We start from the raw sequence: 10,871 nt of genomic DNA, 5'->3' as shown, positions 1-10,871 counted from the left end.
CCGCAGATGGGGTATTATGCAAAGGTCTCAACAAGAAAGGATCCGAGTCAGCCCCACTGCGGGACCGGCTCGGATCCTTTTTTTTTTGTTAGTATCTATTTGCGTAGGTCACGCACAAGCGATCGTACCAGCAGGTAGATACAGACAAGCAGGATGACCCCGTAAGAGAGAGAAATAACTATACTCAGAGTCGATCCCCAGGAGATAACTTTAAGCACATACAGTCCGAGACCGATCAGGATCCAGTCCAGCAGGTGTCCCAGAGCCTCTTTCGTCAATGTGTATTTCCCTTCACTGTGCTCCATATCTCGCATACTATCTCTGACACAAATGTATGCAAAACAGACGAACTCAGGAAAACGGAGTGAGGACCGGCATCTCGGTGGATGCGAGGCCGGGGGTGACGCATTTGAGCACAGGGGTAATCATATACATAGAGGGCTTATCCGTGAGGCACCCGAAGGGTGCTCGCTCCAAAGGCATCGGTCATCCGCGAAGCGGTGACCGATGTACAAAGACCCTTCCCTACCCCCTCGACCCCTTGTGGGTCGCCGTACAGAGATCCTCCCCTCTCATAACCCCGCAAGGGTGTCAACCTCAAGCCTGCCCGGGGAGTGCGACACCCTGGCGGGGTCGAGGGTTTACTTGCAACGCCTGATCCACGGGTCTTCGGGGCTACGCCCCTCGACCTTGTGGTTATGAAGCGGGCACCCGCAAGGGGGTGCTCGGTTCCCTAATCCTTCACGATGAGATGAATGGCTACTGCGTCATCCCTCCTGTGTCTCTTTTTCCTGGAGTTTTTTCAGGGATAATGGCTACCTTTGTTGTCGCAAATCGTGTATTGTTTCGCGACAGGTGTTAATCGTTATTATGGGAGAATCGATTGAGGATAAGATACTTGAGAAGTCAAAAAAGTGCGGGAGAGGCTCGGTCTTTTTCGTAGGGGATTTTGTTTCGTACGGAAACCGGAATGCGGTCAATAAGGCACTAGAGCGGCTGACAGAAAAAGGACTGATGATCCGGGTGGCACGTGGGATCTATTGCTATCCTAAAATAGAAAAAGCATATGGGCTTGGAGCAGTTCCTCCCTCCCGTGAAGATATTGCCAAGGCAATCGCAAAGAGAGACGGGGCAAGAATAGTCCCAACGGGTCTTTTTGCACAGTACCAGCTTGGACTCTCTCAGCAGGTGCCAATGAATGTTGTTTACCTAACCGATGGACCATCACGTACTATTAACCTTGTCGAGGGTGGAAGCATCAAGTTCAAGCGAGCGTCCCCAAGATATTTTGCCATTCGCAGTCCGTTGGCACTTCTTCTGACTACGGCTCTTCGAGACTGGAGAGTGGAGAGTCTGACGGAGGAGCAAGTAGCTTTCATCAGGGCGAAGTTGAATGAAAATCCACGGATCCCAGTGGCAGATCTTAGGCTAATGACTTCCGAGGTAAGGGAGTTTGTCGTGAACTTGTATGGATAAGTTTTTGGGTTTAGCTGTTTCACAGCGACGAAACGTCTATGAGTCAGTCGCACAGAAGGTCGGACTGCTTCCCCGAGTGGTTGAGAAAGATTTTTGGGTGACTGCTATCCTGCAGGCGGTCTTTGCACTGCCGATGGCCGGTCATCTTGTTTTCAAGGGCGGTACAAGTCTGAGCAAAGGCTGGAAACTCATAGATCGGTTCTCGGAAGATATAGACCTCGCAATGGATCCTAGCCTCCTTGGTGTGCCTAAAGGAGACCTTACTAAAAAGCAAATCAAGAAGTTGCGAAAGGACTCATCCCTCTTCGTCTTGAAGAAACTGACACCAATGATCCAAGAAGAGATGAAAAAGGAGGGTTTGGATTCCTTCATTACGGTAGAGCCCCAGCCCAATGGTACAGGTGACAAAACCTATCCGGAACCACGTCAAATCTATCTTCATTATAAGTCTGTCTTTGGTAAGTCGCTTTCGTACCTTCGTCCAGATGTCGTTTTGGAGGTCAGCTCTCGTTCTTTGCTTGAACCCACTAAGTCAATACAAATCAAAAGCCTCCTTGGTGAAAACCTTCCTATTACTCCATTGACCGATAGTGTTATTCATACAGCAATTCCTGCAAAGACATTTCTTGAAAAGGTGTTCTTGCTACACGAGTTGTTCTCAGTGCCGGGTCATGGAGTGATAGCAGAACGTAAAAGCAGGCACCTCTATGACCTGTGCGTTATGATGAATAAGGATTTCGCAAGGGAAGCTGTTACGGATGATGACTTATGGGAGTCTATCCGTCATCATCGGGAGATATATACCTCTGTGCGGGATGTAGATTACTCGCCTGATGTGCGCCGGCGTCTCCGGCTTATCCCCGGTGAAGACATTCTCAACATTTGGAGAGATGACTATGACGCTATGAGCGAATTGATCTATGGGAATAGACCATCGTTTGAGGAATTGCTCGAGGAACTGTCAGAGCTTCAGCGTCGATTTAGAGAGGTCCTCTAAGCATGCAGGAGAGACCAAAAGTAAAAATGGGCTGTCAGAGATGTCGCATTTAATGCTTAAATTTGTAAGCTTTAGGAGACAAATAGGAGAGAATAATCAAGTCTATGGATAGAGAGGATAAGGGAGAGGAGAGAGCAGATCACCTAACCGACACGGAGGAGGGGCTGGCGCCGACCGAGGAGGGGGCGCCACTGGCCGACGAGGTGCGGTATGGGCGGACCCACGACAGCCACGGCAATTACGTGCTGTCGGGGATGTATCGCTCTTGGTTCATCTCCTATGCCTCTTATGTGATCCTGGAGCGGGCGGTGCCCTATATCTCTGACGGGCTCAAGCCGGTCCAGCGACGGATCCTCTACACGATGTCGCAGATGGAGGATCGGCTGATCAAGGTGGCCAATATTGTCGGTCAGACGATGCAGCTCCACCCGCACGGTGATGCGAGCATCGGGGACGCCCTCGTGCAGCTGGGCCAGAGACGGCTCCTGATCGAGTGTCAGGGCAACTGGGGCAACCTCCTCACCGGTGACGGTGCGGCGGCCCCGCGCTACATAGAGGCACGCCTCACGCCCCTCGCCAAGAGGGTCCTCTTCTCCCCCAAGATCACCGACTATGTCCCCTCCTACGACGGAGCCAACGAGGAGCCGGTCAATCTGCCGGTGAAGTTTCCCCTCCTCCTCGCTCAGGGCGCCGAGGGTATCGCCGTCGGACTCTCCTGCAAGATCCTGCCGCACAATGTGGGCGAGCTGTTGCAGGCCTGCGTCAGCTACCTCCGCGGGGAGCCCTACGAGCTCTACCCGGACTTCCCCACCGGCGGACTTGTCGATGTCGCCAAGTACAGCGACGGAGAGCGGGGCGGTCAGGTGAAGGTGAGGGCACGGATCGAGAAGGTCGACTCCCACACCCTCGCGATCACCGAGCTGCCTTACTCGACCACGACAGGCTCCCTCATCGACTCTATCCTGAAGGCGAATGAGACGGGGAAGATCAAGATCAAGAAGATCAACGACAAGACCGCCGCTGAGGCCAATATAGAGATCCAACTGCCGGGTGGTGTCTCGCCCGACAAGACGATCGATGCGCTCTATGCCTTCACCGGTTGCGAGATCTCTCTCTCTCCCAATTGCTGCGTGGTGCGTGACGACCACCCGGAGTTTCTCACCGTGAGTGAGGTGCTTGCGGACGGCTGTGAGCGGACGATGGGCTACATCCGTGCCGAGCTGGGGATCCGGCTGAGTGAGCTGCAGGAGCAGCACCTCTTGGAGTCCCTCGAGCAGCTCTTCATCACCCGGCGGATCTACAAGGATAAGGACTTCGAGGAGGCCAAGAGCGTCCCCGAGGTAGTGGCACACATACGAGGGCGACTGGAGGATGTGTTGGAGGGCTTCTTCCGCCCCGTGACAGATGAGGATCTGAAGCACCTCCTGGAGCTCAAGATGGCGAGGATCCTCAAGTTTAATAAGGAAAAAAGCGATGCCTCCATCGCCCACCTCATGGACGAGATGGCAGACACCGAGCGACGCCTCGGCGATGTCCGCAGTGAGGCGATCAGCTGGTACGAGACGCTGTACGAGGACTTCGGGAGGCAGTACCCGCGACGGACGACGATCCGGAGCTTTGACGACATTGAGGCGGCAAAGGTGGCGGTGAAGAGTGAGAAGCTCTATGTGGACCGCAAGGAGGGTTTCATCGGCACGGGGCTCAAGAAAGCGGAGTACGTCGGCGACGTATCCGACATCGATGACGTGATCGTCTTCCTCCGCAGCGGGGTCTACTTCATCACGAAGGTGAGCGAGAAGAGCTTCGTCGGCAAGGACATCATCCATGTGGCGCGCTGGGTGCGCGGTGACGAGAGGACGATCTACAACGTCGTCTACCGCGACGGCAAGGAGGGTACCGCCTTCATCAAGCGCTTCGCTGTCACCTCCGTGATCCGCGACCGGGAGTACGACCTGACGCGCGGCAAGGCGGAGTCCAAGGTGCTCTACTTCACTGCCAATCCCAATGGTGAGGCGGAGGTGATCAAGACCGTGCTGCGGCCGAGTGCCAAGAAGCGGCGGCGCAAGAGCGGGCTGATCTTTGAGACCGACTTTGCCGACCTGCTGATCAAGGGACGCCAGGCGCGAGGGAATATCCTGACGAAGGAGCCGGTCTTCCGCATCTCGCTCAAGGAGGAGGGCAAGAGCACTCTGGGGGGTAGGGACGTCTGGTTTGATCGCGACGTCTTCCGTCTCAATTACGATGAGCGGGGCGACTACTTAGGCGAGTTTATGGGAGACGACAAGCTCCTTGTGGTGCTCGACGACGGCACGGTGTACCTCTCTGACTTCTCCGACAGCAACCACTTTGAGCGAAATATCCTCGTGATTGAGCAGTATGATCCGGAGAAGGTCTGGACTCTCGTCTACCACAATAGCAAGGAGGGCTACACCTACCTGAAGCGCTTCCTCCTCGAGGAGGATAAGCTGCGGAGGAAAGACACCATCCTCACCAATCCCGACGACACCCTTCTCCTCCTCTCCGATGAGCCTTACGCCCGTGTGGAGGTGGTCTACGAGGAGGGACCGGCGGAGGAGATCGAGGCGGAGGACTTCATCGCTGTCAAGGGCGTGCGAGCCAAGGGCAAGCGCATCAGCACCGCCACGGTCACGGAGGTGCGCGAGCTGGAGCCCCTGAGGCGGCCTGAGGATGAGGAGGGAGACGATGAGCCGGACGACGAGGAGACCTCCGATGGCGAGGAGACGACCGATGTGGAAGACCGAGCCGAGGAGGAGGCACAGGTGATCGAGGAGGTAACCCGTCAGCAGAGGCTGGCATTTAAGGACGAAGAGGATGAGTAAGAGATACCGCAGGGCTGCACTATTGCTGTCCATCACTCTGAGCCTCTCTCTCCCCGGTGTGGCACAGACCGGAGGATGGAGGCAGAGAGTGAGTGACCGGCTCGAGCAGCTCGGCCGACAGACACGTGAGTACATCCACGGTGAGCCGTGGACCTACGATGGACAGCTCTACACCACGCACCGCGAGATATTGCTCATCGGTGGGCGGGTAGGCGTTATCGACCAGTATGTGAGCCCCTCCGCCCACACGGGGTATGACCTCCGGGTCTCGCTCGGGGTGGATCGCCCCTACTTTGCTGACCGCTGGCACCTCAGGCAAGACTTAGACTTAGGGTTCGGGCTGCCGACGAATAAGGCAAATGGCACCCCGATGTACCTCCCCGGTCTCTACACACAGACAGCCTTTGCCTACACCCTGCTGGAGCGAAGCGGACTGAGGCTGGAGGTCGCGCCCGCCTGGTCACTTACGGTGCAGGGCAATCTCAAGCTCTCCAATAGCAATAACGTGGCAAATGTCAAGGCGACGACCGGTCTCGATGCCTGGTCCCGTCTCAGCTACCGTATCCCGTGGGAGACGCTCCCGATGCGCCTCTCCTATACCCTTTCGCTCCCGCTGCTCCACGTCGCCTACCACCCGGACTACGGGCAGAGCTACTACGAGTATGTCTCGGGGGATAATAGGGCTCCGATCCGCCTCTACCTCACCGCCCCGCACAATAGCTGGTCGATCCGTCAGCGGCTGCTCCTCGAGCTGCCGATCCACAGCACCACCTGGGTCGTCGGGCTTCAGCATATCGGCACCACGGAGCAGATCAATCATACCAAGTACCAGCTTGGCAGCGTCGGCCTTGTCCTGGGGCTCACCCTTGAGACCTCGGCTCTCTCCGGTGGTCGCGCCCTCCGCTCCGCTCACGTCAGTTCATCATACTAAGGCTATGGCACTCAGACTCACGCACACTCTACCCGCAGTGGTGGTCCTCCTCCTCGGTCTCTCAGCCTGCATCCCCTCGCAGCCGGTGAATGCCGACTACAGAGCCAATTTTGAGGCGCTCTGGACGATCATCGACGAGCGCTACTGCTTCCTCGACGAGAAGGGCATCGACTGGGACTCGATCCACACCGCCTACAGTAAGGAGATCGACCTCATGGAGGAGAAGAAAATGGCCAACGACCTCGCTTTCTTCCAGCTTATGGCGAAGATGCTCAATGAGCTTCACGACGGGCATGTCAATCTCATGACCGGCTTCGACGTCAGTGCCAATAGCGACTGGGCAGGCGACCCTACGGAGGGACTTAACATCTATATGAGGCAGAGACAGATCTCCGGCCGCCTCATGCAGTCGGGGGGTATGCTCTACAATAACTTTGGCATCAAGGGGCAGCCCGACCACCGCATCGGCTACATCCGCTACAATAGCTTCTCCTCCTCCCTCGGCAGCATGGACTTCATCCTGAAGTACCTCGACAATACCGATGGGATCATCCTGGACGTGAGGGGAAATGGGGGCGGTCTTGTCAGCAACGCCTCCGACCTCGCCGGCTACTTCTTTGACGAGCGGACCTTGGTCGGCTATGCGACCCACAAGACCGGACCGGGCCGAGACAGCTACTCGACCCCCAAGGAGATCTACGTCACTCCCGCCAAGGGGCGGCGCTGGACCAAGAAGCCCCTCGTGATCCTCCAGGACCGAGGCTGCTACAGTGCGACGAATGACTTCCTCGTCAAGGTCGCCCTCGCCCCCAACGTCTACCGCATCGGTCTCCCCTCCGGCGGGGGCGGCGGTATGCCCGCCACCTCGGAGCTGCCCAATGGCTGGCGCGTGCGCTACTCCGCCGTCAAGAGCCTTGACATACATAAGCGATCGATCGAGGGCGGCATCGCACCCGACAAGGAGGTGGCCAATGAGGCTTTTGATATAAACCCTAAGGCGCACGACCGGATCCTCAGCGAGGGGATCCACTACCTACTGACGCACGCCAAGGAGAGTAAAGACAAGACAGAATGAGCAACCAAGATAAGAACCCACTAGAGCTGGAGGAGCGGATCATCGCCGCCCTCCGCACCGTCTACGACCCCGAGATCCCGGTCAATGTGTACGACCTGGGACTGATCTACGATGTCGACGTCGATCACGAGACCGGTGTCGTCCATATCACCATGACGCTCACGTCGCCCAATTGCCCCGTCAGTGACTTCCTCTGCGAGGATCTGGAGATGAAGGTCAAGGCGGTCAAGGGGATCACGGAGGTCCATATCGAGATCACCTTTGAGCCCCAGTGGGACCAGTCCATGCTGAGCGATGAGGCTAAGCTGGAGCTGGGGATGATGTAGTCCCTCCCTTGCCATGACCGCCCGCACCAAGACCTTCTTCGCCTCCGACCTCCACCTTGGGTCGCCCTACCACGACGACCCGAGGGAGGCGGAGCGGCTGTTTGTCCGCTGGCTCCACAGCATTGAGCCTGAGGCGAAGCGACTCATACTGGTGGGCGACATATTCGACTACTGGTACGAGTATCGGCATGTGGTGCCGCGGGGATTTACCCGGACGATTGGCCTGCTGGGCGAGATGGCGGACGAGGGCGTGGAGATCCACTTCTTCACCGGCAATCACGACATCTGGATCTCCGACTACCTCCCCACGGAGATCGGCTGCACACTGCATCGAGAGGCGACATCGATGGAGCTGGAGGGGCACCGCTTCTTCATCGCTCACGGCGATGAGTATGCACCGAGCAGGGCATACGCCGTCACGCGGGCGATCTTTCACTCGAGGGTGTGCCGCTTCCTCTACGGCCTCCTCCCGGCGTGGCTGACGATCCCCTTTGCCCAAGGGTGGGCGCGGAGGAGTCGGGAGCGGGGTCTCCGGAAGAGCCGTCGGCTCCCACAGCCTGAGATCGGGGAGGAGTATCTCGTGCGCCATGCTGAGGCGGATGCGCGCGAGAGAGGCGTGGAGGCACCCGAGTACTACCTCTTCGGTCACCGCCACCGTATGGCGGACCACCCCGTGGGCGACCACAGCCGCGTGATCCTCCTCGGGGACTGGATCAAGTACCACAGCTATGCCGTCTGGGACGGCGAGACACTCACACTTAAGCGCTACCAATTATGACCAATCGGCGATACTACACAGCCCACTCCAGGATGGCTGACCTGCTGAGTGAGCACTACAACATCTTCTCCCTCATCTCGCGTCTCGGGATCCCCCTTGGGATGGGCGACCACACGATACGCGAGGTGTGCGAGGCCAATCACGTGGATACCGATACCTTTATGTACCTCGTCCACTTTGATCTCTACCCCGACCTGCGGGAGACGCTCACGCCCGATCCCGGCACGATCGACGTGGCGCAGATCATCTCCTTCCTCCGCACCAGTCACCGCTATTTCTTAGAGGTTCGTCTGCCCGACATCGGTGAGGCGCTCAAGGTGGCGCTCGAGGGTGCTCCGCACGACATACGGGTGGTGGTGCAGCGCTACTTTGCCGACTACTGCAAGGAGGTGCGCAATCATATGCACTACGAGGATGAGGTGGTCTTCCCCTACGCTGAGGGACTGCTCCGAGGAGGGGAGGGAAAGCGAGACTACAGCATCATCAACTTTGAGAAGCACCACGATCAGGTGGAGCTGAAGATGCACGAGCTGAAGAGCCTCTTCCTCAAGTACTACACCTGGGAGGCCAATCTCAAGCTCTACAACGTCCTCCACGACCTCTACGCCTGTGGTGAGGAGCTGCTCAATCACAATGATATAGAAAATCAGATCTTCATCCCCTGCATCAAGGCTCTCGAGAAGAGCTCTTCACGATGAAAGCCAACCTACTCATAGCACTCTCTGACAGCCGCACCCAAGAGGCCCTCGCGACCCTCATTGATCGGGAGAAGGGGCCCGAGGTGACGGTTCATACCCTGAGGGACCCCTTTACCCTCGTCCGGGCCCTGCGTAGTCTCCGCCCGGACATCGTCATCGTCTCCTGCAATGTCTGCAGCCCCCCACTCATCGAGACGATCCGGACCATGACCGACCTGCCCGAGGCTCGCTTCATCCTCTACTGCGACACGATCACCGATGAGCTGCTGGCAGAGCGGTGCGAGGGACGTCTCTCTGCCGAGGAGAGCGACAGGGAGGTGATCGACCTGATCTCCTCCCTCCTCACTGCCGAGGAGAGCGAGAGAGAGATAGCCGAGGAACTCACGCCGCGCGAGCGTGACATTGTCATCGGTGTCGTCAAGGGGTTGACGAATAAGGAGATCGCCGATAAGCTCTTCATCTCCGTCAATACCGTCACCACGCACCGGCGCAATATCGTCAAGAAGCTCGACATCCACTCCGCCTCCGGCCTCACCGTCTATGCGATCATGAATAAGCTGGTGAGCCTCGAGGAGATCAAGATCTGACCGATGGTAGGGGTCTACGTCCACATCCCCTTCTGCAAGACGAAGTGTCCCTACTGCGACTTCTACTCCGTCACCAACCTCCGTCCCGTCGAGGACTACCTGAGGGCGCTCGCCACTGAGATCGACCTGCGCTCCTACGAGCTGGCGGGCGTGCCGGTGGAGACCATCTACTTCGGTGGTGGCACCCCTTCGCTCCTCAGTGGGCGAGCTATCGGCGACATCATCTGCCGGCTCCGTCGCTCCTTTGACGTCGCTGCCGAGGCGGAGGTCACCCTGGAGTGCAATCCCGGAGACCTCTCCACACTGGATCTGGACGAGGTGATCACAGCGGGTGTCAATCGCTTCAGCATCGGTGCCCAGTCCTTTGACCCGAGCCTGCTCCGCTTCCTCGGCAGGCGTCACACCGGCGAGGAGACGCGGGCACTCGTCCGGGAGCTCCACCGCCGAGGGGTGAGAAATATCTCCCTCGACCTGATCTACGGCATCCCCGGCTCCGGCGAGGAGACGCTGAGGGCTGACCTCGATGCACTGCTCGCCCTTGAGCCTACCCACATCTCCGCCTACCACCTGATCTACGAGGAGGGGACCCCGCTCCACTACCGACTGCGGCGAGGGCGGGTGAGCGCCATCGATGAGGAGGAGAGCCTCCGGCAGTCGCACTATGTCGCCGAGCGACTACGGTCGGCAGGGTATGAGCACTATGAGATCTCCGCCTTTGCCCTCCCCGGCTACCGCTCGAGGCACAATGGCTCCTACTGGCACGGGGTCCCCTACATCGGCCTCGGGCCCGGCGCGCACAGCTACATCCACCCCTGGAGATCCTACGACCCGAGCGACGTCACGCTCTACTGTCGTCAGCTCCTCCGCTCCACCCCCTTCCTCAGTCGCACCTACGAGCGCATCACCCCCGAGATGGCTCTCGAGGAGTACGTCCTGACCCGCCTGCGAACCTGCGAGGGACTCTCGCTGAGTGAGATGGAGCGTCTCTTCGCCACAGGGGTGGGGGAAAGGGTATTGCAGAGGGCACAGCCCTATATCGTCTCGGGTGACCTGCTGCTCGAGGGCGACCGGCTCCACCTCTCCCTCCACGGCATCGACATCTCCGATGCCATCATCCTTGACTTGATCTAAAGAAGACCTTTGCAAAATGGTCTTTCGCCGAA

At 58.1% G+C, this 10,871-nt stretch carries 10 protein-coding genes; all 10 read left to right on the top strand.

The window, feature by feature from the left end; translation table 11 throughout:
- The first annotated feature begins 870 nt into the window (after positions 1-870).
- A complete protein-coding gene (locus HMPREF2890_RS05640; protein WP_070466438.1) occupies positions 871-1,476 on the top strand; it encodes a DUF6088 family protein in 606 nt (201 codons plus the stop codon).
- Positions 1,469-2,473, top strand: coding sequence for a nucleotidyl transferase AbiEii/AbiGii toxin family protein (locus HMPREF2890_RS05635; protein WP_070466436.1), 1,005 nt, complete (start codon positions 1,469-1,471; stop codon positions 2,471-2,473). Before HMPREF2890_RS05640 ends, HMPREF2890_RS05635 begins: the two co-directional genes overlap by 8 nt.
- 104 nt (positions 2,474-2,577) lie before the next feature.
- The gene (locus tag HMPREF2890_RS05630; protein WP_148130693.1) at positions 2,578-5,313 is read left to right on the top strand and encodes a DNA gyrase/topoisomerase IV subunit A; all 2,736 of its coding nucleotides are present in this window, start codon (positions 2,578-2,580) and stop codon (positions 5,311-5,313) included.
- Positions 5,306-6,244, top strand: a complete 939-nt coding sequence (locus HMPREF2890_RS05625) for a hypothetical protein (protein ID WP_148130692.1) — start codon at positions 5,306-5,308, stop codon at positions 6,242-6,244. The genes HMPREF2890_RS05630 and HMPREF2890_RS05625 overlap by 8 nt, the downstream gene beginning before the upstream one ends.
- A 4-nt stretch (positions 6,245-6,248) precedes the next feature.
- The gene (locus HMPREF2890_RS05620) at positions 6,249-7,319 is read left to right on the top strand and encodes a S41 family peptidase (protein ID WP_070466431.1); all 1,071 of its coding nucleotides are present in this window, start codon (positions 6,249-6,251) and stop codon (positions 7,317-7,319) included.
- The gene (locus tag HMPREF2890_RS05615) at positions 7,316-7,645 is read left to right on the top strand and encodes an iron-sulfur cluster assembly protein (RefSeq protein WP_070466429.1); all 330 of its coding nucleotides are present in this window, start codon (positions 7,316-7,318) and stop codon (positions 7,643-7,645) included. The genes HMPREF2890_RS05620 and HMPREF2890_RS05615 overlap by 4 nt, the downstream gene beginning before the upstream one ends.
- Before the next feature lie 13 nt (positions 7,646-7,658).
- Complete coding sequence (locus tag HMPREF2890_RS05610) at positions 7,659-8,423, top strand: UDP-2,3-diacylglucosamine diphosphatase (RefSeq protein ID WP_070466427.1); 765 nt, start codon at positions 7,659-7,661, stop codon at positions 8,421-8,423.
- A complete protein-coding gene (locus tag HMPREF2890_RS05605) occupies positions 8,420-9,121 on the top strand; it encodes a hemerythrin domain-containing protein (RefSeq protein WP_070466425.1) in 702 nt (233 codons plus the stop codon). Before HMPREF2890_RS05610 ends, HMPREF2890_RS05605 begins: the two co-directional genes overlap by 4 nt.
- Positions 9,118-9,708 carry a helix-turn-helix transcriptional regulator gene (locus HMPREF2890_RS05600; RefSeq protein WP_070466423.1) on the top strand — a complete coding sequence of 197 codons (591 nt, stop codon included), beginning with the start codon at positions 9,118-9,120 and terminating at the stop codon, positions 9,706-9,708. The genes HMPREF2890_RS05605 and HMPREF2890_RS05600 overlap by 4 nt, the downstream gene beginning before the upstream one ends.
- 3 nt (positions 9,709-9,711) lie before the next feature.
- Complete coding sequence (gene hemW / locus HMPREF2890_RS05595; protein WP_070466422.1) at positions 9,712-10,839, top strand: radical SAM family heme chaperone HemW; 1,128 nt, start codon at positions 9,712-9,714, stop codon at positions 10,837-10,839.
- Positions 10,840-10,871: the final 32 nt, after the last annotated feature.

The organism is Porphyromonas sp. HMSC065F10, from assembly GCF_001808555.1.
Classification (GTDB): domain Bacteria; phylum Bacteroidota; class Bacteroidia; order Bacteroidales; family Porphyromonadaceae; genus Porphyromonas_A.
This window is presented reverse-complemented; position numbering and strand designations above follow the sequence as displayed.

Coding starts and splice junctions, on each gene's coding strand:
- HMPREF2890_RS05635 (WP_070466436.1), top strand. CDS start 1,469: ATGGATAAGTTTTTGGGTTTAGCTGTTTCACAGCGACGAAACGTCTAT.
- HMPREF2890_RS05615 (WP_070466429.1), top strand. CDS start 7,316: ATGAGCAACCAAGATAAGAACCCACTAGAGCTGGAGGAGCGGATCATC.
- HMPREF2890_RS05625 (WP_148130692.1), top strand. CDS start 5,306: ATGAGTAAGAGATACCGCAGGGCTGCACTATTGCTGTCCATCACTCTG.
- HMPREF2890_RS05610 (WP_070466427.1), top strand. CDS start 7,659: ATGACCGCCCGCACCAAGACCTTCTTCGCCTCCGACCTCCACCTTGGG.
- HMPREF2890_RS05640 (WP_070466438.1), top strand. CDS start 871: ATGGGAGAATCGATTGAGGATAAGATACTTGAGAAGTCAAAAAAGTGC.
- HMPREF2890_RS05605 (WP_070466425.1), top strand. CDS start 8,420: ATGACCAATCGGCGATACTACACAGCCCACTCCAGGATGGCTGACCTG.
- HMPREF2890_RS05620 (WP_070466431.1), top strand. CDS start 6,249: ATGGCACTCAGACTCACGCACACTCTACCCGCAGTGGTGGTCCTCCTC.
- HMPREF2890_RS05630 (WP_148130693.1), top strand. CDS start 2,578: ATGGATAGAGAGGATAAGGGAGAGGAGAGAGCAGATCACCTAACCGAC.
- hemW (WP_070466422.1), top strand. CDS start 9,712: ATGGTAGGGGTCTACGTCCACATCCCCTTCTGCAAGACGAAGTGTCCC.
- HMPREF2890_RS05600 (WP_070466423.1), top strand. CDS start 9,118: ATGAAAGCCAACCTACTCATAGCACTCTCTGACAGCCGCACCCAAGAG.